We start from the raw sequence: 23,315 nt of genomic DNA, 5'->3' as shown, positions 1-23,315 counted from the left end.
CAGCCCGGCGTCCACAAAGGAGTCTGGACCAGGTCAGGTCCGAAGCACGGATCCGGGAGCCTCGGTCCAGCGGTGCCGGGGAGGGGGCTACAAGCGCCGGTTCCAGAGAAGGTTGGCCGTGAGCCAGGAGTTCACCTAGAGTAACGCCGCCACCGAACATGGGATTCGAAAACAGTGAGGCGCACGATGACCATTGACTACGACATCATCGTCCAAGGCAACAACCTGGGCCTGCGCGAAGGCTTCCTCGGGCTGGCCAATGTGACGCTGATTTCCGCGCCGAGCGGCCCGATTCTATTCGACACGGGTCACTACTGCAATCGACTCCAGTTGCTGGCCGGCTTGAAGCGCCACGGGCTGACACCTGCCGACATCGGGACCGTATTCCTGTCACACCTGCACTTCGACCACTCCAACAACATCGACCTGTTTCCGGACGCTCGCGTCCATGTCAGCCGGCGCGAATGGGATTATGCGCGCAAACCCCACGAGCAGGACATTTTATTGCCTTGGCTGATCCACGAGCAGCTCGAGAAGCACGATGTCACGTTCGTGGAAGGCGAAGGAGAATTGACGCGCGGCGTGAGCTATTTTCCGGCACCCGGCCACACCCCTGGCTCGTACGCGATCGAACTGGACAGCGACGCCAAGGGTCGGGTAGTCATCGCCGGCGATGCGATCAAGTACATGAAGGAAGTCATCCTGCGCCGAAGCGATCTGGTATTCGACACCGCCGAGAACAGCGCGCGCACGATCAACCGGATCCTCGACAGCGCTGACCGCATCGTCCCCGGGCACCATCCGGAACTGATCAAATGCGATGGCGGATTCGTATCGGACGATGGCGCGGAATTCACTCTGGTGGTTCGATGACACCGACCGATGGCGTCATCTTGTCGGAGGCGACCGTTCGCGCCCTGATCGACGACATTTTCGGCGCACTCGGCTTTGCCGCGGGCGAGCGAGCATTGCTGGCCGACGCCCTGATAGACGGCAGCCGCGCAGGCCATCCCGCCCATGGCGTGAGCCGCATTCCGGTCTACGTGGACGACTTCCGCGACGGTATGATCGAGCCCGCGGTCGTGCCTCTGGTCACGCACGAGATGGCGGCGGCCGTGGCCGTCGACGCGCGCGGTTGCCTCGGCCAGGTTTCGACCGTTTTCGCCATCGAGGCAGCCGCGGCCAAGGCCCGCCAGGCGGGCATCGGCTGTGCCACGGTGCACAACGGCAACGACATGGCATGCCTCGGGCATTACGTTGTCGGCCCGGCGCGCGAAGGGCGGATCACGCTTCTCATGAGCAACGGCGCCGGCGGTGCCGCCAGCGCGCCGCCCTTCGGTTCCGCCGCCCCTTTTCTCAGCACTAACCCGATTACCTGCGGCATCCCGCGAGCACCCGGCAAACCACCGCTGGTGATCGACCTTTCGACCAGCGTCGTGTCGCAGGGCAAGGTGAGAGCGGCCGCGAATCGGGGTGAAGCCGTGCCGGAAGGCTGGCTGGTTGACCGCGATGGTCGCCCGGTTACGGATCCGGCCGCGTTCTTCTCGACACCCCGCGAAGCCGCACTCCTCCCTCTGGGCGGCGTATCGAGCGGACACAAGGGGTTTCTGCTGAGCTTGATGGTCGAGACGTTTGCCGGGGCCCTGGCCGGCGTCGCCATGAGTTCGGGTGCCGAGCCCCGGCGAGCGCGGCGTGGTCTCTTCGTCCTGGTGGTCGATCCGGATGGCCTTCGGGGAGGCCCGGGTCTCGCCAACGAGATGGAGGCTCTCGTCACCTCCCTCGAGGCGCTGCCCGCGGTCGGCGATAGTGGCGGAGTGCGCATGCCTGGCGCGCGGCGTGGCGACCCGCCGGCCGGAGGGATTCCGGTAGACGGGCTCACCTGGGCCCGCATCGCCACGGTCCTCGAGGAGCTCTCGCTTACCGGCGACTATCCGAAGATGGACACGGTCGCCTGAGCTGCGGGGGCGGAGGACTACGACCTCCGGAGCGCCTTCTCGATCTTGATCCTTACCGTCACGATGTCGGTGTCGTGGTATTGCCGGTGGCTCACCGACGAAGAAAGGTGGCGCAGCAGTCGGAGCGACACCGCATTCTCCATGGCCATCTCGGCCTCCGCTTCCTCCAGAACGGCGATCCGGTCTGCGATGTTGGTTCCGCCGACCGCGGCAACGAACTCCAGGTCGATGGCATCCCGGCGGACGTCGGCGGCTACGCGGAGGCGCCGCGCTTCATCGCGAGTTTCGTCCTGCCGAACCAGGGTCAGAAGAGTCTCTTCGGCAGCCAGGCACAGACGGTCGTTGGTTCCCGGACCCCAGCCCTGGCGCGCGCACAGGCGTCCGAGAAATCCTCGAATCTCGGACAGCGCCATCATTTCGAGGTCCGTCTCCATGTCCCGGGAGCGGGAGACCCCCATGGCCATCGTCAGGAGGATCGCGGTGAGGCCTCCGGTCGTAATGCCGTTTCCCAGCAGTCCGTTCCACCTCCCCAGAGAGTCGGCAAGGATCCAGCCGTTCTGAAACCCCATGCCGATCCAGAAGGACACCCCCGCCACGGTCGCCTTGCGGTAGTCGAGGCCGCTTTGCGTGACGATGATCCTCACTCCCGCCGAAAAGAGTATTCCCATGAACACGATCGTGTAGGCTGCGATCACCGGGTTGGGAATCGCCTGAAGGAGGGCTGAGATCTTTGGCAGGAACGCCGCGACAAGAAAGATGATGCCGCCGCACACACCGACGCGGCGGGCAGTGACCCCGGTGATCTCGGCGATGCCGACGCTTAGCACGTGCACCTTGTTGGGCACGGTGCCGGCCAGGCCGGACAGGAGAGTGCTCAACCCGGTGGCGGAGACCGCACCCTGCACCGCGCGATAATCCGTCGCCCGCGGCTGACGCCACGAAACCCTCTGGATGACGATGGCGTCGCCGCATGTCGCCATCCCGTCGACCAGGGCGACGAAAACGAACGCCGGGAGCAGTGACCAGAAGGTAACGCCAAAGCCGAAGTCCCAACCCGGCCACCCGAGCTCCGGCAGACCGAACCAGGAAGCCCCGATGATCCCTTCTACCTCGTACAGGCCGAAGCCCGCGGAAACGATGCAGCCCACGAAGATCGCGATGACGGGTGTCCAGATCCGCCAGGGGCGCGGGGCCCTCAGCACGAGAACCAGGAGAGTCACGAAGGTTGTGGTGGCGACCACGGGAGCGGCTGCCCCGTCCGTGCCTGCGGGAACGTCCGTCAGCAGGTCGAAGATGATCGGCATCACCGTGACGGTAACCAACATGACCGTGGTGCCGACCACGGTCGGCGTAAGTACCCGCCGGAACAGCGCCAGCCGTGCTCCGAGCGCGAACTGTAAGAGCGACGAGATGAGAACGAGGACCGCGAACATGCCCGGCCCGCCCACGGCGATGGCGGTTACCGAGATCGCGATGAAGGATTGGGAGGCGGCCATGGTGAGAACGTACCCGGACCCGATCCGTCCAACGGGAGCGGACTGCAGCGTCGTCACCAATCCGCAGATAACCAGGGCCGCGAAGGTGGCCCACGAGAGATAGGCGTCGCTGCCCCCCGCTGTCCGGATGACGATGGCGGAGATGACCACCACGTTGATGACCGCCAGGAGCGTCGACTGCATTCCCACTCCCAGAGCCAGGGCGAGGGGAGGTGATTCGTCGACTTGATAGCGCATGCACACTCCGGCTGGGAACCGCCATTGGGGTGGCTCTTGGGGGTTCTACCGGTTGGACGAGGCCGCAGCTGCGTCGTCGATCGAGTCGATGACGAGTTCCAGCAGTCCGTCGATCGCACCGCCGGGGATCCAGCGGGCCACCACGACCAGGTCGTTCACCGGGTCGCAGTAGATCATGTTCGTCCCGTTGCCGAGGTGGGCCCACGCCTCCTCGGGGGCGCTCGGATAGCGCTTGTTCCCCTCCTCGTCCGCGACGTTGAGCATGAAGTTCATGAAGCCGTAGGATCCGTTCGCCGGGCCGGGCGTCGTCGCGAGGTCGAACCACTCCTCGGCGAGAAGTTGCCGGTCCCCCCACTTCCCGCGCCGCAGCGTGAAGAGGCCGAAGCGCGCCTGGTCGCGGGCGCTGATGAACATGCCGCCGCCCCAGTGGCCACCGCCGCTCACCGACTGAACGCGACGGCCGTCGATCGTGACCCACGAGTTCTCGTAGCCGTTCCAGCGCCACGTCGGGGCGGCGCCGATCGGTCCCATCACGCGCTCGTGCAGGACCTCGGGCAGCGCGCGCCTGAGGACGCTCGCCGCGGCAAGCGCGAGGAGGTTCACCCGCGTGTCGTTGTACTCGTACACCGTGCCCGAGGGATGGCGCTCGCGCGTCAGCCAGGTGGACGGGTCGCCGCTCGGCCGATCGGCCCAGTCCGGCTTGCCCCACAGCGTGCCCTCCCAGTCCGACGTCTGCCGCAGGAGGTCGTCCCACGTGATCGTGCGGTTGTGCTCGGACTCGAACAGCGTCGTCGGATCCGGCTTCCCGAATCCGATCCGGTCCACGCCCGGCTCCCCATCGCCCGCGGGCACGTCGATCGGCGCCATGTACTCGCGCACGGTGTCATCGAGCGAGCCGATGAGCCCCTCGTCCCACGCGAGCCCCACCGACGTCGACAGGAAGGACTTGGTCACGCTGTACGTCATGTCGACCCGCTTCGTGTCCCCCCACTCCGCGACGATGTAGCCGTGCCGCACGATCATTCCGGCCGGCCCGCCCCGAACGCTGAAGGGGCCGATCCCCTCCCCGAGCGGTTCGCGCCCGAAGCTCCGGCTGTGCTGGAACTCCCGGTCGCGGGCCTGGGTCGTCTCATGCTCGAGGGCGTATTCGATGGCCGCCTCGATGCCCTCGGCGGTCATCCCCACCTGCTCCGGAGTGCGCGTCTCCCACGCGTCCCCGCGCGCCGGCAAGTACTGCGCGGCCACCGCCGCCGGAACGGCGACCATCGCCGAGACCGCAAGAACTCCTGCTCGCAGCGCACCGGGGCGTGCGCGAATCATGCCCTCCACCTGCATGAGAACCTCCAGATGCGGGTCGACCGCAGGGAGGCATCGTAACGACTGACACGGTGCCGGTACACGGGGCCCGGCGTCCGGACCAAGGGCCCTCGGCGTACGAGCGGACGCTCTGTGCCTACCGCGGCGAGAAGCGGAGTCGCACCACGCGCTGCACGTCGAACTCCATCCGCTGGACGCCGAGCGCCACGTCGCCGCTCACCCCGCCCAGCGTGAGATCGATCCCCCGCGGCCATTCGGACGTGTGAAGCCCTCTGCGCGTCGCCGATCTGCGGTGTACGAGGACGAATCCGGATCCGTCCGACGGCAGGTTCCAGAGGCTCGCGTCGCGTACAGGGAGGACGACGTATGACCGGATCCGCGGACGTATCCCTCCTTTGGTTTCGGCAGTGCTTGGGACGCGCTCCCACGCGGCCACCGTGTCCCGAAGAACCCCCTCGTGATCCAGCCTGAAAATGTACTCGCTTCGAATCTCGCCAGAACTGGCCCACGGCTCCGCGAAGGATTCGCCCATCAGGAGCGAGCCATCGGCCAGTCCCGCCAACCGGGTGAACCTTGCGCCAGGCGTGGAGGGCTGGACTCGCACGGTTAGGGAAGACACATACGCGTGGTCCGCGTCGAAGGACGTGAGCCGATAGCGGTCGGCCGCCCACACGGCGCTTTCCCGGGCCCCGATCTTGCCAAGGTTGCGGAACTCTCCGGGTCCCTCGCCTCGGCGGCCGATGAACCCGACGAAGTCGCCCTCGGTGGTGAACACCCGGATCCGGCTCTCCTGCGGCTGACCCACGTAGAGCCGGTCGCCGGCGACGGCGACGGAGCCGACCCGCGTCAGTCCCCGCTCTTCGTCCATGGCGTCGCCGATGACGACGGTTCGCTCCAGCGTCCAGCGTTCTACCTGTTCGGCCAACGTTGGGGGAGCGGCTGCGAACAGGACGGCTCCCAGCGGAAGCCACCGAAGCGTACCGGCACAGCTGGATTGCCGGAACCGGTGAGCGGCTTTCCGCCGTTGAAGACCGGTTGCTCCCCTCCTGCGGCGTACCGGATGGCGACGGAAAGGGATCCGGAAGCCCGGAACAACGGAGGGGAACTGTCCCTCATCTCACGACGACCGTGCGTTCAACTTGGATCGTATCGGCTCGACTATTGGAGCCAAAGGATGGATACGCGATGTCGTTCAACCCGAATACCGTCACGGTTCCAACACCCCGCGACGTGAACCGCGTATGGACGACCCGGTCCTTCACACGAAGAAAGTCCGCGCAGTTCCTACCGGGGATCGTGCGCATGAACGGAGTCACCTCCGCCCTGAGGCCGCGAACGTCGATCTGTGTTCTACCGTCCTCGAGAAGACAACCGGAGTACGTCCGTATGGTCACGGGAAAGGATTGACGTACGCCTATCGTGTCGGGGGCGCGAACTACGATGGTATCCGGCGAGGGACCACCACGCGAAAAGTCGATGGTCGCCATGACCTCGCCTTCTTCGCCCGAGAAGACAGTCTCACAGCTGGTCGTGAAACCGGCCGTGAGTACCGCCACCATCATCCAGCGCATCGCCATCCTCATTACGACGAGCTTTCGACCCCGTTTGAGAGCCCGTTGACATCATCTGGTAAACGTCCGGGATGGCGCCTTGGAGACACCCAGGGGGACCACGGAGCGGCCGCATACGCGCGGACGGTGGACGCGCGACTCCAGTCGATGCCGCCCCGGAGCCCGGCCCACCTGCATGGCGCCGGGACTACCGCGAGGGACGGAGCCTTGCGAGCCAGCGCCGCACCCAGCGGAGCGACACGCTCGAACCGACCGCCATCACACTCGCCAGCAGGTCGAACAGGATATCGAACCAGTCGAACGTGCGGCTCGGCAGGAAGAACTGGATGCACTCGTCAACCACGCCGACCAGCGTCGTCCCCACGATGGCCAGCACGGCCGGCACCGGGACGCGCCGCCCCTGGCCGTTCCGTTCCACCAACGCTTCGTGGACGATGAGCGCCAACACCGCGTACTCGATGAGATGTGAGCGCTCGGCCGCGCTTATCCCCCGGGCGAATCCGATGACGGCGATCGCCGCGACGCCCAGCGCGAAGCCGACTTCGACGCCGCGCGAGCGCTCCCTCAGCCCCTGAACCACGATCATCGCCCCGATCAGGAGCATGCCGGCGCTGAACATGGAGGCGGTGGCCTCGAGCAGCCCGCTCTCGCGCAGCGCGTCGGCCAGCGTCCGGGCCAGATCGGCCGTCGAATAGATCGCCACGACCACCGCCAGCGCCCAGATCCACAGGTGCCGTTCCCGATCAGACGAGAAGTCCGGCATCCGCATCTCCATCGTGACTCGTGTTGATGAACACCCCGTGAACCATCGCCCAACGAGTCATATGATTAGGAAGTGTCGACGTTTCGTGTCGCTGAGACGCTGAACTGCGAGGGGCGTTCCGATGAAGATAACCACAATTCGAGCAGCGGTGGTGCTGGCCGCGGTCGCCGGCGTATCGATCTCCGTCGCGCGGGCGCAGGACCAGGGGGCGGTGCCGCGCACGCCGGACGGGCGGGCGGACCTGCAGGGGAACTGGACGAACGGAACGATCACGCCCATCGAGCGGCCGCAGGGGTTCGAGGCCGTGCTCACCCCCGAACAGGTGGCCGAGATCGAGGGCGGCCGGCAGGAGTGCATCGAGGCCCACTCGCAGCTCAGCGATCCCGACCGCGACGCGCCGGCGGCGGGCGGCGTCAGCCTCGGATGCGACTTCGTGCTGGACGCTGCAGCCGGGGGCACCGGCGGCTACAACGTCTTCTACCTCGACCGGGGCGACCAGGTCGCGGTCGTGAACGGCGAGCCGCGTAGCTCCCTCATCACCGTCCCGGACGACGGCCGCATCCCCGCGCGCACCGCCGAAGCGCAGCAGCGGCTGGGCCAGCTCATGGCGACCCGCGGCCAGCACGGCGAGTACGACAACCCCGAGAACCGGCCCCTCTCCGAGCGCTGCATCGTCTCGTTCGGATCCAACGCCGGCCCCCCGATGCTCCCGAACTATTTCTACAACAACAACTACACCATCGTGCAGACGCCCGACCACGTCGTGATCATGACCGAGATGGTGCACGATACCCGCATCATCCCGTTCGTGGACGCCCCCGACTCGGGTGAGGCAGTCGAGACCGGAGGGCCCCGACCGCTCCCGGACGAGATCCAGCCCTGGTTCGGCGACTCCCGCGGCTGGTGGGAGGACGACACCCTCGTCATCGAGACGACGAAGCTCAACCCGGAGCAACTCACCGGTTACCGCGAGTTCTTCGGCGCGACTCCGAACATGAAGATCACGGAGCGGCTCACGCGCGTGGACGCGAACACGATCAACTACGAATTCCTGATCGACGACCCGGACACCTGGGAGAGCCCGTGGGGCGGCGAAGTCCCCTTCATGAAGATGGACGATCTCCTGTACGAGTACGCCTGCCACGAGGCAAACTACGCGCTGGAGAACGTCCTCCGGGGCGCCCGCGCGCAGGAGCGCGAAGAGAACCGCTGAGGGGGAGAACGCCGAGGGGGAGAATGCGCCGTCAGGGAGTCGAACCCCGAACCTACTGATTAATAGTCAGGGATTACTGGGTTCCTGCCGCGTCTCACTGAGTCCAGATTCTCGCGGGACCGTGTGCTCGGAGCCAACGAGATCCGTAAGGTATATGGCGCGCCCTAGAACCCGAACGGCCACGCTTGGCCTGTTCCCTCCGCCTTGTGCTTCTCACGGCCCAAAGGCCGGGCGAAGTGCTCGGCATGCGGCGCGACGATCTTGACGGCATGTGGTGGACCCTACGCGCAGGCGCGACCAAGTCCAGCCGTACGCACCGAGTCCCACTTTCGCCGGTCGCCCAACACGTGTTGTCAATTGCCCTCTCCGCCTCCAGAGGAATAGCGGCGCCCGTCTACGTATTCCCTAGCCCGCGCGGCGACGGTCCGGTCCGGTGGTTATCCCATGCTAGCGCACGGATACGCAGGCGGATCCCCGACGTACCGCACTGGACCCCACATGACCTGAGACGCACGGCGGCAACGCACATGGCTCAACTTGGCGTCTCCCGGTTCATCATTGGTCGGATTCTGAACCATGCGGATCCGAGTGTTACGTCGGTGTACGAACGGCACGATTACGATGCAGAAAAAGCCGAGGCCCTTGGCGCTTGGGGTGAGCGTGTCGGACAGATCCTCACGGCTGACTAGTCGCCGATGGAGTGCGTTGGGGGAGCCGAAACCGCGCGATACGGCTCAGTTGGAACTGTCCCGCTTTCACGGACGGTTAGATCAGAACCGACGGTCGCCATCGTAAACCAGACCCAAGGCCAACTTCGACAAGTCGCGTCAGCGCTCCCCGAAGGCGAGCGAGGTGTACTGCGAGGAGGGCCGGGTGGGTGAGGATCTTGAGCCGGTGCTGGAGCCGGCCGGCGGCTTGGGCCTTCTCGAGGGAGGTGATGATCATCGTGATCGAGCATGTGGGAGCCTCATCCGCCTTTGACGTTCGGTTCGAGCCTTCTCGCGAGATCCCCAAGGACGCATGGAGCGTCGAACGACTGCCCGAAGGCCAGAAACTGGAGACGATGCGGGAGGGACCGTTGATCGAGGGCAATCCCGGTTCTCGGCCCAGGCAGTCGCCGGATCTTGACATGGGTTGGGCCGGCACCGGAAGGCCCTGCCCCACCGCGAGGTGGGGGCGGCCATCGAGAAGGTCCGGGCGGCGAAGGCAGGCAAGGTGGACGCGCTGGCCTTCGAGTTCATGGTGCTGACGGCGGCGCGGGGCGTCGAGGTCCGCGGGGCGGTGTGGAGCCGCCGTGCACCGACACCGTATCCGACGGCTGGCTGTCCAGAACCGTGCTACGCCATGCGCGGTGCTGCCGGCCACCCGGCAGCACCGGAGCGGCGAGCAGGAAGGCGAACGCCAATGCAAGTCCCGCCGCCGCACGACACAGGCGGTGTTGCGACAGGCGGGTCGGGGCGTTTCCGGGGGGGACTGGAAGTTCCGGTCGTGAAGCCGGACAAAGCACACAAGAGGCGGCGCCCGCCGCCCCGGAGGACGCCAGAGGCTTGTGCAATGTCAAGATGTCCGCTCGCTGTTCCTGCCAATGAAGATCGTTCGCCACAACCGTACCTCCGAGGTCCGATCCACCCGTGAAGCGGAAGCCGCGCGGAAGGGGCAGCTCGCTCCCGTGTCAATCGTGACCGGCCGTTATCCCCCGTCCCGTCAATCCAGCCGGCTTCAACCGCGATCTTGGCCACGCCGATGATCCCGTGGCCGCACATCGTCGAGTAGCCCTCGTTGTGCATGAACAGCACGAGAAGTCCGATCCGGACCGGACGGGAGGCATCGCGAGACAACCGTACATGTCCGGTGGCCCTGACGCCCATCTGGCACGCCAAGCCGCCCACGGCGCGGTTCGTCCACATGCGCGTCCGGGCGGTGCAGGAATGGGCCGTCGCGATGGACTGGAGAACGGACAACCCGTGCGAGCGGGCCTACGCGATGAGAACATCGTGCTCCGGCGAGGGGATGCTCCACCTCCTTCGACCCCCCCGAGCCCCGCCATGCCGGCCCGGCGTTTTCTACACGAACCTCAGGCTGGCCAGTCCCACCTCGGGTAGACCCTCGCGCACGCGACGCTGGGCATGCCCTTCGTCGTCATCACCGTCGTCGCGCCACCCTGCCGGGCTTCGACCACAACCTGATCGCGCGCGGCCGCGAGCCTCGGGGTGGGACCCGTCCACATCTTTCGCACGGTGCAGCTACCTCTCATCGCGCCAGGGGTCATCTCCGGGGCGCTGTTCGCCTTCGCCACCTTCGATGAGGTGGTCGTCGTACTCTTCATGGGCGTCGTCGAACAGCGCACGATCCCCTGCCACATGTGGTCCGTGATCCGCGAGCAGGTCAGCCCCGCGATCCTCGCCGTGGCCACCTTCCTGATCGTCTTCGCGCTCGCGCTCCTCCTGACCGTCGCCTGGCTGCGCCGCAGGCGCGGTGGCGGGGGCTAGGGAAGCCGAGGCCGTCTCACCGTTCACTTCGACCCAGTCGAACAATGCGGTACGCTCCGTCGCATCCCCGAACGGTACAGCCCAGACGCCGAGGCCCGTCAGTGTCCTGATGCTGATCGGAGCCCCCACCAGATTCTCCATGTGGACGGTAGTGCCGCCGGCGCTCACACCGAACATCGTCCCCTGCATGGAAATGCTGATCTCCGTGAAGGCTCCGGCACTGTCACTGACCGCGTCATAGTACCCGGCGTTGATGAACTGCCACTGTCCACCGACAGATTGAACCAGGATCCGGACGTTGGTGTCCTGCCCTTGCACTTCGATGCCGGACCCGATTTCGATTGCGAAAGCCGGGAACCGCGCGGACCCCGTATAGGCGACCACGCGCGCCCCGACATCGTCGTGGAGGCGCCCCACGCTGGCGCGTACCTCCCAATCGAGCAGGTCCACCTCGAGCGGGCGGTCGGCTTGGCCGGGCAATCGGGACGAGGCGTTCGCGAGCTGCAGGACACCCTCGGACAGGGCCGTGCCGGCGGTCGTGAGGTCCCATCCCGCGAGTTCGGCGGACTCGAAATCGTCCCGGAAGCTGCCCGACTCCTCTCCGACCACGACCTCGATGCCCTGCGTCGCCGAGAGACCGGTGGAGTCGGCCGCCGACACCGACACGGTCGCCGTCCCGTCCGCGACCGCGTTGATCGTCACGACGCTGCCGGACACGCCGGCCGTCACCACGGCGGTGTTGCTCGACGTCGCCTCATAGCTGAGCACATCTCCGTCGGGGTCCGAGAAGTAGGAGGACACCTCCACGTTGCGCGACGTTCCCGGGCTCATGTCCTGCCGCGGGACGACCCCGACGGCCACTGGGGGCCGGTTCTCCGCCAGTACGGTGACGCGGCTGTTCTGCGCGGCGATGAGGCCGCCCGGATCGGTCGCGGTCACCGTGACGGTCGCCGTCCCGCTCGCGATCCCCGTGATCGTCAGGTCGGTCCCCGAGATGTCGGCGCTTACTCGCGAAGGATCGGTCGATTCCGCCCGATAGGTCAGCGGGTCTCCGTCCGGATCCTGGAAATAGGTGGAGACGTTCAGACTTGCGGACTCTCCGATGGCCAGGGTTGAGGCCGGGATGGTTCCCACGGCCGCAGGTGGACGGTTGGGAGCGGGGGTCGGTTCGTCCATCATCGTCATTGAGTCGCCACACCCGAGGACCCAGGCGGCGGTAAACATCGCCAGCCCGGTCCGGGAAACCCTTCGCTCCGGCAGCATCGCGAGAATCATGAGTTCAGCCTCCGATTACGTTGGTCACGCGTCCGTTCCGGTCGAGCACTACGATCGGATTGTTGAGCACATCAGCGCCGAGATGGAGCAGCTCGAGTTCGTCCGCAGCCGCAGCGGCCGCGGACGAAAGCGTGTAGGGTTCGGCCAGCTTGACGTTGACGACGTAACCCAAGTCGGCGAGGGACTGGATCGTAATGGCGCTCAGCGGGTCGGGGCGTCCGATCGACGCGAAGGGCGTCATCAACTCCGTCCGCAGCACCGATTGCCGCCAATGCACGTCGCCGGAGCCGGGGCCCGCCCGGTTTTCCACCGGCACCTTTTCGCCCTCCGTGTAGCCAGCGCCGCCCGCGTCGTCGAAAGCGGCGATCGCCAAGGGTCCCGAGAAGTGCGTATCCTGCTGGCCACGCCCCCCCAGAGATGGGTTCTGCAGGAGCCCGAAACGCTCCCAGAGGGATCCGATGCCGAGGACGTGGCCCACCTCATGGAGGATCAGTTCGCGCTGGTCGTCCGCGTTCAACAAGTCGAGATCGTCCGCATCGACCTGGACCACGCCGAGGAACGGAAGCATGGACTCCGCCCGGACGCCACAGGGCTGCGCGCCCGCCAGGACGCCGCCCGGGCCATCGATCTCCCGCAGAGACACCACGACGATGAGATCGTCTATGGTGCCGATATTCAGGTCGGAAAATACGTCGCCACAGCCCAGCCGGCCGACTTCGCGCGTCGGCATGTCCGGCAGTTCCACGGCCGCCAGGATCGTCATCCACCAGTTCACCGCCTCGTGAACCACCGCCCGCTGTGGCTCCGAGATCGGGTCGGCGAAGACGACATCGATGTCGTAGGACCCGGGTATGGGGTCCCGGACATGCACCACAAACGGCAAACTGGTACTGAGACCGGCGGGGTCGCTTGCCGTCACCAGGACCGAGGTGGTCCCCCCCCCTTCCGGCGCCACCCTGATCCGGCTCCCCATGATAGTGACGGACGCCACGACTGGATTGTCGGCCGCCACCTCGTACGCGAGTTCGTCGCCGTCCGGATCCCTGAAGAAGGAAGCGGCCGCGAACGTCGGTCCTTCCGCCCCCTTCCGCAGCCGTTGCCACGGGATCTCGCGCAAGGCAAACGGAGCGCGGTTGGCGAGTTCTCCGAACAGAACGAGCGGGTCGCTGAGGACGATCTCGAATCCCGTGAAACCGTAGGGATTCGTGGGAGCCGGCCCCGCGCTCACCTGCACGCCCGTCCCGCTTCCCTCGTCACGGGTTACGGCGACTTCGGAGCCTGTTTCCTCGCCGGCCCCGATCACCACCGCCTCCCCGGCAAGTCGGCCGGCATATGCGGAGAGCGGAATGCGCATGGCAAACGGCGCGCCGTGCGCCATCCGGGCGGTCACGGCGCCGGGACCCGGCGCAAGCAGGTCGTCGTTGTCGGCGCGTTCGACCTCGACCGCGAACTCGAACGGAGCCCCCGGATTGTCCACGAGCGACAGCCGTTCGAGCTGAGTGAGCCCCGAGAACAGGCCCGCCGGCAGCTCGCTCAGTTGATTATCGCCCAGGTAGAGCCTCTCGAGACTCGACAGCCCCGCGAACAGGTCCGGCGGGAGATCCGCAAGCTGGTTCTTCACGAGAAAAAGTGTTCTCAGGCTCGAGAGTCCCGCGAACGTCCCGGCCGACAGATCGGTCATCTCGTTCTCGGCCAGAGCCAGGAATTCCAGCTCCTGGAGTGCCGTGAAGAGGCCGGCCGGCAACGCACGCAGCTTGTTTCCCCAGAGCCACAACCTCTCAAGCCCGGCCAGGTCGGCGAAGGCATCGCCGGGCAGTTCGCCGAAAGGGTTCCTTTCCAGCGACAGCCACGCCAGCTTGGAAAGCCCGGAGAAAGCGTCCGCCGGCAACGCCGTCAACTCGTTGCCCCCCACCCTCAGTCTGTCCAGGCTGCCGAGATCCGAGAACGCGCCAGGGGGCAGCTCACGCAGCTGGTTGTCGTTCAGGTTCAGATGCACCAGACCCGGGGCACCCTGGAGCCATCCCACCGGAAGTTCGGCCAGTTCGTTCAAGCCGAGCTCAAGTCGCTTAAGGCTTGGGGGCGTCTCGGAGGGCAGGCGTGTCAGACGGTTACCGTTGGCCAGCAGAACCTCGAGGCTGGAAAGCCCGGCAGCTCCGGCCGGCAGTTCCGTGAGGCGGTTGCGGTTCAACGACAACGTTCTTAGCTCCGAGAGAGACGAGATGCCGGCCAACTCGCCGATCTCGTTGTCGTCGATGGAGAGTTCCTTCAGACCCGACACGCCCGAGAACACGTCCTCAGGCAACGCCTCCAAGCGGTTCCCGTTCATCACCAGCCTGATCAACCTGCCCAGATCCGAGAAGAGTGCCGGAGGCAGGTGCGAGATCTGGGTCTCAAACAGGAACAGCTGTTCGAGGCTCGTGAGGCCGGCAAACACTCCCGGCGGTAATTCCGTCAGTTCCAAGTTGGCGAAAATCAAGAAGTTCAACCGGCTCAGACCGGCGAAGTCGCGACTCTTCAGAGACAAGATGCCGGCTCTGCGGGCCGATTTCGCATCGGCGGCCGGTTCGGTTCTCGCGGGCCTCGAGGGGCCGACTACGCACTCGGGTGACTCGCCGGATTCGCGGGTGCGGTCAACATCACTGGAGAAATAGTAATGGTCTCCCGGTACGCAGTCGGGAATGTCTGGTTCATCGAGAGTGGCCAGCCAGGACTCGACCGATTGGCCCAGCCCAAAGGCCAGGATCAAGATCTCCTCCAGATGGGAGTCGTGGACCGCGGCGCACCCGTCTGCGCCCGCCTCCCGTACGATCGCGCCCGCCACCGCCGGCGTGCGGTCGCACACCCCCTCCGCGATCTCGAGGACGCCCCGCGTCAGCGAGCCAAGCTCGTACCCGGCACCGGACGCGGGCACGTCGAGGGTCAACGTGAAGACCTCCCGGGTTGGTTCGATGTCGCCATCATCGGCAACGCGAATCTCGATCGAGGCCTCGCCCGTCCCGGCCTGGATCTCGACCGTACCACTTGCCGCACTCTCGAAATCCGCGGGACTCGCATCGTCCGTGGCCGGATCGCTGTCAACGCCGACCGTGTACGCCACGCTGATCGGGGTCGGCGGAGGTGCCGAGAGCACGAGTTGCACAACAGCAGTGCCACCCTCGGGCACCGCCGGAACCTCAGCCGCAAGCTCGACCACGGGCGGTTCAGGGACCGCCACCCTGAACGACTGTTGGGCCGCGAGGCCTTCCGGGTCGGTGGCCGTCACGATGATGGTGGCGGTCCCTGCCGAGATCGCCGTCATCGTGACGACGCTGCCCTGCGCGGAAACTGAAACGATTGTCTCGTTGGCGGTGGCGACCTGGTACCGAAGAGCACCCTGCTCGGGGTCGCTGAAGTGCTCGCCCATGTCGACCGTCGCTGTCTCCCCGGCGGGGAGGATCAGGTCGGAGATGCTGCCGACGGCGCGGGGAGGCCGGTTGGGTTCGGGCTCAGGCCCGGCGGCGTCGCCGCAGGCAGCGACCGCCAGGAGCGCGCCGATCCAGCCGACGTGCAGGCCGGCACGTCTCATTCGGCGTCGAGAAGCTCTCCTGGTGCCATGGCGCGTCAGTTCACCGGTCGAGACCGCCCCCGTATCGATCAGACCACCGGTGCGGTCAGCCGCATTAGCATTAGCCGTAGCTTCCAACATGCTCGCACTTCCTCCCGTCGTGTCTCCGTCGCTCGTCATCGTTGCTCCTGTGCTCTTTGCTCTCGACAGCTGTACTTATCACGAGTCAAGAGTCTTGCGGGATGGATTTACGTGACTATGAATGAACGGATGGGGGCGAGGACTGCCAGATGGGTATGTTTCTAGCTCTAGGAGCAATTCATTTCGGGGTACGGCGCGATCGATTCGGGGGGCGCGTCCCATGCCCGCATCGGAACGCGGTCTCCTGCCGGAAGGACACATCGAGGGCGCCTTCAGGGGGGCGACGGGTCGGGGTGTCGAAGGCGCCAGCGTGCAGTTGGCCGTCGCTGTGGCCCGACGCCCTCAGCCGTAGCCCTGGCCTCGCGCGGCGGGCTACGCCGCGGGCTGCCCGGCCGCAGCGCCCTTCCGCGCCTCGGCCCGGAGCCAGTCCAGGAACGCCCGCGCCTCGGGCTTCTCCCCGGAGCCGGGAGCGATGGCGAGGAAGTAGCGCGCCGGGGCCGCGATGGGCGGCTCGAACAGCGTCACCAGCGTTCCGCGCTCGAGATAGGGCGCGATCAGCAGGGAGTGACCGAGCGCGACGCCCATGCCCTCGAGCGCCGCCTGGACCATCATCGAGTACAGACGGTATCCCGACGCCCGGGACATGTCCGGCGCGCCGGCCTCCCTGCAGGCCAGCCAGTGCGCCCAGTAGTCCTCCCAGGCCAGGTCGTAGAGCAGCGGCCATCCATGCAGATCGGCCGGGTGTACGGGCCGCCCCTTCGATGCAAGCAAGCCCGGGCTGCACACCGGGACGAGTGTCTCCTCGAACAGCACCTCGCTCTGCACGGTGCGCGGGACCCCGGCGACGAATGCGATCCAGACGTCGAACGCGCGCCGTGCGGGATCGACCTCATGGTGATCGGTCTCGAACTCGATGACGATCTCGGGGTGTGCGCGTCGGAACGCGGCGAGCCGCGGCATCAGCCACAGTTCGGCGAAGGCCTCCACTGCGACGAGCTTCAGCGCCCCGGCGTTCGCGCCGGCACGAAAGCGCTCGGTGGCGTTGTCGAGGGCGGAGAGGGTGTGCTGGACCTCCACGAGGAACGCCTGCCCGCGCCTGCTCAGGGCGACCCCTTGCGGTTGGCGTTCGAACAGCTGCTCCCCGAGGTATTGCTCGAGCGTCCTGACACGATGGGCGACGGCGCCGGACGTCATGCCGAGTTCGCGTGCCGCCTTGGCGAAACTCTGGTGCCGCCCGGCCACGTCGAAGAAACGAAACACCTCGAGCGGCGGCCTGCCTGCCGCCTCATCCATAATGCCGATCCCGGCTCCCGCTCAGACAACTCCTCTCTGCCAGCACTCGCGGGCCCAACCACGCGGGAACTTGTTCAACCCACTCAAGACATCTTGAACGGGTAGTCCGAAGACTTCAAGGTAGGATATGACCCCCAGATCCTGGACACCCCACCATTGTGACGATTGACCTCCGGGCGTGGTGCTGCTCAGGGTAGAACCTGGCAGACCGGAGGGAGGTTGTCATGGCACGGCGGCGGTACACGCCCAAGCTGAAGGCGCAGGTGGTGCTGGAGGTCTTGGGGGGCGAGAAGACGCCTGGGCAGGTGGCCAAGGCGTATGGGGTGCACCCGAACTCGGTACAGCTCTGGAGGCGGCGGTTCGTGGACCGGGCGCCGGAGGTCTTCGCCGAGGAGACGACGGTGAAGGAGTACGAGCGCCGGATCCGGGATCTGGAGCAGCTGTTGGGCAAGAAGGAGGTCGAGATCGCGCTGCTAAAAAATTTCTTGGGCCGGAGCGGCTGAGCGTGGCTGAGAAGGTGGCGCTCGTCTCCGGCACGCGCGAGGCGTACGGCCTGGCGCCATCGCTGCGGGCGGTGGGGTTGGCGCGCTCGACGTGGTACCACCACACGCGGACGAGGGTCGCCTACGCACGGAAGTACGCGCACCTGGAGGCGCCGCTCAAGGCGATCGCCGAGGCGCACCCGGAGTATGGGTACCGGCGGACCACCGCCGAACTCCGGGAGACATACGGATACCGGGTGAACCGGAAGGTCGTGGCGCGGCTGCACCGGCTGTGGGATCTGTCCTTGAGGCGCACGGTCACGCGGCCGAAGCCGAGCGCGGTCCGGCGGGCCATCGACGCGGCGGGTCCGCGCGCCAACCTGTTGTCGGGACGGCCGAAGGCGGAGATCGGAGCGCTGGAGGTCTTCTACACGGACTTCACCGAACTCCTCTACGCCGGCGGGACCCGGAAGGCGTGGCTGATCCCCATCCTCGATCACCGGGCGAAGTACGTGCCGGGCTTCGCCGTTGGAGCGTCGGCCAACTCCGATCTGGCGCTCTCGGCCTGGACGGCGGCGGAGCGGGCCCTGGCCCGCCTCCGGAACTCGCTGGACGGGATCATCGTCCACCAGGACCGGGACCCCGTGTTCACCGGCTACGCATGGACCGGCCGGCTGCTGGCGGCGGGTGCGCGGCTCTCCTACGCACTCCGCGGACCGAGGGACAACCCGGAGATGGAGAGCTTCTTCGGACGGTTCAAGGTGGAGAACCGGTCGCTGATCCTCGACGCCGGCTCGCTCGAGGAGCTCGCGGCCGTCGTGCGGGATCGGATCAACTACTACAATCGGGTGCGCCGTCACTCCTCCCTTGGAGACCGGCCACCCATGACCATCATCGAGGACTTCTACCGCGAGGGCTGAGCAGCACAATAAACCCGGAGGTCGGGTGTCCAACTTTTGGGGGTCACTTCAGTATTTGCTATTCTAGCTCTAGGCACAAGTTCATTTCGGGTACGGCACGATCGATTCCGGGTGCGTCCCATACCCGCATCGGGGTGCTGTCTCCTGCCCAAAGGACACATCGAGGGCGCCTTCACGGTGTAGACGTCAGGGTGTCGAAGGCGCCCGCGCGCAGCCGGCCGCCGCTGCGTCCCGACGCCCTCAACCGCGGCTTCCCGGCCGCGGCCCCGAGTAGTAGGGAGCGGCCCGCGCCAACCCGGCCCTCCAGCACCGCCCGCCCGAACAACCGCATGTCTTCCCTGCCATCCTTGAAGCCTTGCCCGCGTCTCACAAACGCACGCCCACGTCCCCCGCCCGCCTCTCACTGTGGTCCAGTGTAACCAACCACCGCCCGCCGCCGCTTGAACCGGCCCACGGGTCCAGCAACACGGCTCGACCGCACGGTTACGTCCGTTCACGGCTAGGGAGAGTCAAGAGAATCCGCTTCGTGACGGCGGAAATAATGGTGGCTACGACACCATCGACCAATCCTTAAATACTTCATAATCATCGGGGTACAGTGGACGATGGGCTAGCCGTTCTGGGTAGCGGCCAGCTTCAGCCAGAAACCGCGTGTCCAACCGTATGCGGCAACGACAGCGAGGATGCAGGAGCGTCCTACGCCCAGCCTTCCGACAGGCAACTCAGCGCGAACCCCTACGCCCCCCGTCACGATCGGGGTTCGTCGCAGCCGGGCAACCGACTCGGTTGGAGCCGCGCGCCCGCGATGCGCTCCTCGACGTTGCCGCTGGTGACGCCGATCTTGTGGATCAGATCGCGATGTTCCCTCATGGATGGAGAGTTCGGATTCGGCGGGGCGTTAGTGCGTGGTGCCGTCGGCGGGCCCGCCCCGGCCCGGGTAACTCCCGCGCCGGGGCTAGCCCCAAGACAAGCGTGATTCGTCGCGGACCCCTGTTAAAGAGTACCGGAAAGGCCTATCCTGATTGTAGATAGAGGATTCGGGCGCGGACGCCCGGTCCCAACCAGGAGGCCTTTCCGGTGAAGAGAATATCGCATCGCAAGAGCAGGAAGAACAGTGCCCGGCGGAAGCGGAAGGTTCGGGCGCGGCACTGTAAGGCGGGACGCCGGCGGGCGCGGGCGAAGCCCGTGTTCTCGGCGGGCGCGGTCCACTACGAGATCGGGGCGCGGACGAGCGCGATGAGCTTCGGGGGCATCGGCGCCGTGCGGCGGCTGGTGGCGAAGCTGGGGCTGGCGCGGGAGATCGACCGGCACCTGGAGCTTCTGCAGCGGCACCTGCCGTACCACGAGTCGGACCACGTGCCGGACATCGCCTACAACCTGCTGTGCGGGGGCGCGCGGCTGGAGGATCTGAACGGCCTGCGCCACGACGCGGCGTACATGGACGCCTTGGGCGCGGAGCTGATCCCGAGTCCGACGGCGGCGGGCGACTTCACGCGGCGCTTCTCCGAGTCCGGCGTGATCGAACTCATGGAGTGCGTCAACGCGGTCAGGCCGCGGCTGTGGCGGGGCCGGGGCCGGGATCTGCCGGGGCCGGTGGCCTATATCGATGTGGACGGGACGCCGGCGCCCACGCTGGGGAAGAAGAAGGCGGGCATGGACCAGTCCTACAAGGGGGTGTGGGGCTACCACCCGCTGGTCGTGTCGCTGGCCAACACGGACGAGGTGCTCTACGTGGTGAACCGGCCGGGCAACGCCGTGAGCCACTCCGGCGCGGCGGAGTGGATCGACCGGGCCATCGGCCTCGTGGCCCCGTATGCCGAGCGGGTGTGCGTGCGCGGGGACACCGACTTCTCTCTGACGGTGAACTTCGACCGCTGGAGCGAGAAGGCGGACTTCATCTTCGGCTACGACGCCCAGCCGGCGATCGTGGCGCGCGCCGAGGCGCTGGAGGCGGACGCGTGGACGCGCCTGGAGCGCGAGCCGCGCCATGTGTCGCCGACGGGGGCGACGCGGAGCAAGCGGGAGGACGTGAAGGGACGGATCGTGCGCGAGCGCGGCTACGTGAACAAGCGGCTCAACTTCGAGGACGTGGCCGAGTACGACTACCGGCCGGCCAAGTGCCGCGGGACGTACCGGATGGTGGTCGTGCGCAAGAACACCGGCAAGATGAAGGGCGAGCTCGCCCTGGTCGACGAGATCCGCTACTTCTTCCACATCACCACCCGGAGGGACCTGGGCGCGGCGGAGGTCGTCCGGCTGGCCAACGCCCGCTGCGACCGGGAGAACGTGATCGAGCAGCTCAAGAACGGGGTGAACGCGCTGCGGGTGCCGGTCTACGACCTGGTGAGCAACTGGGCCTACATGGTGATGGCGGCGCTGGCGTGGAACCTGAAGAGCTTCCTGGCCATGATGATGCACCTGAAGGCCGACCGCCGGAAGTACGTCGCCATGGAGTTCAGGCGCTTCGTCCGCGAGATGATCCTCGTGCCCTGCCAGGTCATCCGCCGGGCCCGCCGGACCACGCTCCGGATCATCGGCTGGCGGCCCACCACAGACCGGCTGTTCAGCGTCTGGCGCACCATCGAGAGGACCGCGTTCCAGACCGGCTTCAGCTGACGCCGCCCCCGGTTCTCCCGCTCGTCCCACGCCTCCACCCGAATCCGCCGGGACCGGTGTCTCCCGGCGCCGAATCACGCCCCCCAAAGCCCCGGCCGACGAGCGAAAAACCCCGCATCCCCGCCCCGGCGCCACCCAAAACCGGCTTCCCGGCACACTCTTCGGCCCATAATCCGCAGCCCAACGTCATAATGACGCCTCGCCAGCGCTACTCGCTTGTTTTAGGGCTAGCGTGGCCGGCTTGCGGGGGAGGCGGGAGATACCGGGGAAGAACGGCGGAGCCCTTCGCTACGGCTGCGAATGTGGTCCGTTTGGACGCCATGTGGACGCCACAGCAAACGAAAGCTCAAATCTGCTTGTCAGACTCGACTTGGTAACGTCATGTTCTCACTTCAGTTAATCAAGATGCGCCGTCAGGGAGTCGAACCCCGAACCTACTGATTAAGAGTCAGTTGCTCTGCCAATTGAGCTAACGGCGCGCATGTCACAATGGAGCCGAGGGGATTCGAACCCCTGACCTCTGCAATGCCATTGCAGCGCTCTCCCAGCTGAGCTACGGCCCCGTGCTTCCGAGGACGGGCTGTCGGCGCTCCCGTCCGGTCCCTCCTCCATACCCCCAAGGGGAATCGAACCCCTATCTCCACCTTGAAAGAGTGGTGTCCTGGCCGTTGGACGATGGGGGCTCATCCCGAAGTCGTCCCTGTCTGCCACGCGCCCGCCAGGACTCGAACCTGGGACCCCCGGCTTAGAAGGCCGGTGCTCTGATCCAACTGAGCTACGGGCGCCCGTTCCGCAACCTCCAAGCTCGCGGCGGGATTTGAACCCGCGACCTCATCCTTACCAAGGATGCGCTCTACCCCTGAGCTACGCGAGCGACAGGGGCGGAGGGACTCGAACCCCCAACCGCCGGTTTTGGAGACCGGTGCTCTACCAATTGAGCTACGCCCCTCCGCCGCTTCCCGCGAACCGGCCATCGGCGGCTCGCGGCAATGGCTGGGGGCGGAGTCGAACCGCCGACACCGGCGTTTTCAGCGCCGTGCTCTACCGCCTGAGCTACCCAGCCCTTGGCAGCGCGTGGCCACGCGCTGCTACTCCGGGGGTGGGATTCGAACCCACGACCTAGTGGTTAACAGCCACCCGCTCTGGCCACTGAGCTACCCCGGATTGTACCCCTCTTCCGCGCCATGGGTCGGAGAGCAAAACGCCTCGCCCCGCAACTTGGCGAGGCGAGGCGAGTGATAGCGGGGGCAGGATTCGAACCTGCGACCTTCGGGTTATGAGCCCGACGAGCTACCAGACTGCTCCACCCCGCAACGCGACCCGGAGGATAAGAAGGCGGGGGTCACGTGTCAACCTCGAAAACCGCCGATGGCTGAGCTTCGTGTGCTTGGCGCGTGGTAGAAGAATTATGCCGCAGGGAGGCCGCAAATCGTCGATAGGCGCTTGCAGACCAAGTTGCGCTTTCAGGGGTGCTTTGGCGACTTGGCCATACAGCCATTCCCGTGACTATTCGCCTGCTGGTTCGTCGACCGATTCTTCCGGCGGGGACTTGGGCAGAGAACGAGGTTGACCTGGATCTTCCGTTTCGAGCATTTCTTCGACTGCCTCGATGTAGGGTGCATACTCGGGGTTCTTCTTCTTCCAGACCTGTCTCCCATCTACGATGAAGCTGCGGTATCCGTTGGGGAGCGTAATGACACCGATGATCTGACCGTCGCTGAAGTGGAATACTTCCTCCCCGGGACGGTTTCCAGAAAAACTGAAGACCACGGTCCCGTCCGGGAAGGTCGGCAATTCCTTGGAGGCACGGCGATACCGGCGGCGGTCACGGAGCCACTGGTTTACATCGAAGCGGATGGTAACTCTCATGCCGAGAGCGCGAGCGATAGCGAGCAAGAGGAATAGGGCAATGAGCCATGTGCTCATCTCCATGGCGGATTAGGGCACCATCGTCTTGCTGTGGTTCGCATACTCTCGGACTGCAAGGTTTACCAATGCGTCCC

General features: G+C 66.2%; 17 protein-coding genes, 9 tRNA genes and 2 pseudogenes. 8 read left to right on the top strand and 20 right to left on the bottom strand.

The features are described from left to right. The first annotated feature begins 186 nt into the window (after positions 1-186). Both ACOQPP_RS15780 and ACOQPP_RS15775 read left to right on the top strand, forming a co-directional pair. Positions 187-873, top strand: a complete 687-nt coding sequence (locus ACOQPP_RS15780) for an MBL fold metallo-hydrolase (RefSeq protein WP_420636895.1) — start codon at positions 187-189, stop codon at positions 871-873. Beyond that, complete coding sequence (locus ACOQPP_RS15775) at positions 870-1,955, top strand: Ldh family oxidoreductase (RefSeq protein ID WP_420636894.1); 1,086 nt, start codon at positions 870-872, stop codon at positions 1,953-1,955. Before ACOQPP_RS15780 ends, ACOQPP_RS15775 begins: the two co-directional genes overlap by 4 nt. A gap of 17 nt (positions 1,956-1,972) precedes the next feature. On the opposite strand, the gene ACOQPP_RS15770 is transcribed toward ACOQPP_RS15775, so the two are convergent. From ACOQPP_RS15770 to ACOQPP_RS15750, 5 genes are all read right to left on the bottom strand, one after another. Continuing rightward, a complete protein-coding gene (locus tag ACOQPP_RS15770) occupies positions 1,973-3,634 on the bottom strand; it encodes a solute carrier family 23 protein (protein ID WP_420636893.1) in 1,662 nt (553 codons plus the stop codon). 99 nt (positions 3,635-3,733) lie between these two features. After that, positions 3,734-5,008, bottom strand: coding sequence for a serine hydrolase domain-containing protein (locus ACOQPP_RS15765; RefSeq protein ID WP_419167731.1), 1,275 nt, complete (start codon positions 5,006-5,008; stop codon positions 3,734-3,736). 133 nt (positions 5,009-5,141) lie between these two features. Then, positions 5,142-5,930, bottom strand: a complete 789-nt coding sequence (locus tag ACOQPP_RS15760; protein WP_419167732.1) for a 6-bladed beta-propeller — start codon at positions 5,928-5,930, stop codon at positions 5,142-5,144. 187 nt (positions 5,931-6,117) lie between these two features. Beyond that, positions 6,118-6,567, bottom strand: a complete 450-nt coding sequence (locus ACOQPP_RS15755; RefSeq protein WP_420636892.1) for a hypothetical protein — start codon at positions 6,565-6,567, stop codon at positions 6,118-6,120. 196 nt (positions 6,568-6,763) lie between these two features. Beyond that, positions 6,764-7,339: a VanZ family protein gene (locus ACOQPP_RS15750; RefSeq protein WP_420636891.1), complete on the bottom strand. Its 576-nt coding sequence runs from the start codon at positions 7,337-7,339 to the stop codon at positions 6,764-6,766. Between the two features lie 121 nt (positions 7,340-7,460). Between ACOQPP_RS15750 and ACOQPP_RS15745 the strand changes: the two genes are divergently transcribed. Together ACOQPP_RS15745 and ACOQPP_RS15740 are read left to right on the top strand one after the other, a co-directional pair. Beyond that, positions 7,461-8,552, top strand: a complete 1,092-nt coding sequence (locus tag ACOQPP_RS15745; RefSeq protein WP_419167735.1) for a hypothetical protein — start codon at positions 7,461-7,463, stop codon at positions 8,550-8,552. A gap of 185 nt (positions 8,553-8,737) precedes the next feature. Then, positions 8,738-9,241 (top strand): site-specific integrase, encoded by a 504-nt coding sequence (locus ACOQPP_RS15740; RefSeq protein WP_419167736.1) that lies wholly within the window; start codon positions 8,738-8,740, stop codon positions 9,239-9,241. Between the two features lie 648 nt (positions 9,242-9,889). Here the strand turns inward: ACOQPP_RS15740 and ACOQPP_RS15735 are convergent. Further along, positions 9,890-10,315 (bottom strand): hypothetical protein, encoded by a 426-nt coding sequence (locus ACOQPP_RS15735; protein WP_420637381.1) that lies wholly within the window; start codon positions 10,313-10,315, stop codon positions 9,890-9,892. Positions 10,316-10,657: 342 nt separating this feature from the next. Between ACOQPP_RS15735 and ACOQPP_RS15730 the strand changes: the two are divergent. Continuing rightward, positions 10,658-11,041, top strand: a pseudogene (locus ACOQPP_RS15730) (ABC transporter permease); the annotation flags it as partial. 621 nt (positions 11,042-11,662) lie between these two features. Here the strand turns inward: ACOQPP_RS15730 and ACOQPP_RS15725 are convergent. From ACOQPP_RS15725 to ACOQPP_RS15715, 3 genes and pseudogenes are all read right to left on the bottom strand, one after another. Further along, positions 11,663-12,217, bottom strand: a pseudogene (locus ACOQPP_RS15725) (Ig-like domain-containing protein); the annotation flags it as partial. Positions 12,218-12,320: 103 nt separating this feature from the next. Next, positions 12,321-15,881 carry a leucine-rich repeat protein gene (locus ACOQPP_RS15720; protein WP_420636890.1) on the bottom strand — a complete coding sequence of 1,187 codons (3,561 nt, stop codon included), beginning with the start codon at positions 15,879-15,881 and terminating at the stop codon, positions 12,321-12,323. Positions 15,882-16,373: 492 nt separating this feature from the next. Then, entirely contained in the window at positions 16,374-17,294 is a 921-nt protein-coding gene (locus ACOQPP_RS15715; RefSeq protein WP_420636889.1) for a LysR substrate-binding domain-containing protein, read from the bottom strand. Between the two features lie 224 nt (positions 17,295-17,518). Between ACOQPP_RS15715 and ACOQPP_RS15710 the strand changes: the two genes are divergently transcribed. Both ACOQPP_RS15710 and ACOQPP_RS15705 read left to right on the top strand, forming a co-directional pair. Beyond that, complete coding sequence (locus ACOQPP_RS15710; protein ID WP_420635576.1) at positions 17,519-17,797, top strand: transposase; 279 nt, start codon at positions 17,519-17,521, stop codon at positions 17,795-17,797. Between the two features lie 2 nt (positions 17,798-17,799). Then, entirely contained in the window at positions 17,800-18,696 is an 897-nt protein-coding gene (locus ACOQPP_RS15705; protein WP_420636888.1) for an integrase core domain-containing protein, read from the top strand. A gap of 747 nt (positions 18,697-19,443) precedes the next feature. On the opposite strand, the gene ACOQPP_RS15700 is transcribed toward ACOQPP_RS15705, so the two are convergent. Continuing rightward, the gene (locus ACOQPP_RS15700; protein WP_419167741.1) at positions 19,444-19,566 is read right to left on the bottom strand and encodes a hypothetical protein; all 123 of its coding nucleotides are present in this window, start codon (positions 19,564-19,566) and stop codon (positions 19,444-19,446) included. Between the two features lie 207 nt (positions 19,567-19,773). Between ACOQPP_RS15700 and ACOQPP_RS15695 the strand changes: the two genes are divergently transcribed. After that, complete coding sequence (locus tag ACOQPP_RS15695) at positions 19,774-21,312, top strand: IS1380 family transposase (protein WP_420636887.1); 1,539 nt, start codon at positions 19,774-19,776, stop codon at positions 21,310-21,312. A gap of 406 nt (positions 21,313-21,718) precedes the next feature. Here the strand turns inward: ACOQPP_RS15695 and ACOQPP_RS15690 are convergent. The 10 genes from ACOQPP_RS15690 to ACOQPP_RS15645 all read right to left on the bottom strand — a co-directional run bounded on the left by ACOQPP_RS15690 (position 21,719) and on the right by ACOQPP_RS15645 (position 23,181). Beyond that, a tRNA-Lys gene (locus ACOQPP_RS15690) sits at positions 21,719-21,791 on the bottom strand. A gap of 11 nt (positions 21,792-21,802) precedes the next feature. Then, a tRNA-Ala gene (locus ACOQPP_RS15685) sits at positions 21,803-21,875 on the bottom strand. Between the two features lie 48 nt (positions 21,876-21,923). Continuing rightward, positions 21,924-21,995 (bottom strand) — tRNA-Glu (locus ACOQPP_RS15680). A 27-nt stretch (positions 21,996-22,022) separates the two neighbouring features. Continuing rightward, positions 22,023-22,097, bottom strand: a tRNA-Arg gene (locus tag ACOQPP_RS15675). Positions 22,098-22,114: 17 nt separating this feature from the next. Beyond that, positions 22,115-22,186 (bottom strand) — tRNA-Thr (locus tag ACOQPP_RS15670). A 2-nt stretch (positions 22,187-22,188) separates the two neighbouring features. Then, a tRNA-Trp gene (locus ACOQPP_RS15665) sits at positions 22,189-22,261 on the bottom strand. A 41-nt stretch (positions 22,262-22,302) separates the two neighbouring features. Beyond that, a tRNA-Phe gene (locus ACOQPP_RS15660) sits at positions 22,303-22,375 on the bottom strand. 28 nt (positions 22,376-22,403) lie between these two features. Then, positions 22,404-22,476, bottom strand: a tRNA-Asn gene (locus tag ACOQPP_RS15655). A gap of 75 nt (positions 22,477-22,551) precedes the next feature. Further along, positions 22,552-22,625, bottom strand: a tRNA-Met gene (locus ACOQPP_RS15650). A 193-nt stretch (positions 22,626-22,818) separates the two neighbouring features. Further along, a complete protein-coding gene (locus ACOQPP_RS15645; protein ID WP_419167743.1) occupies positions 22,819-23,181 on the bottom strand; it encodes a hypothetical protein in 363 nt (120 codons plus the stop codon). Positions 23,182-23,315: the final 134 nt, after the last annotated feature.

This window comes from Candidatus Palauibacter sp. (genome assembly GCF_965222475.1).
GTDB lineage: Bacteria > Gemmatimonadota > Gemmatimonadetes > Palauibacterales > Palauibacteraceae > Palauibacter.
Note: the sequence above shows the minus strand (reverse complement) of the source record. Positions and strands in the feature narration are given on the sequence as shown.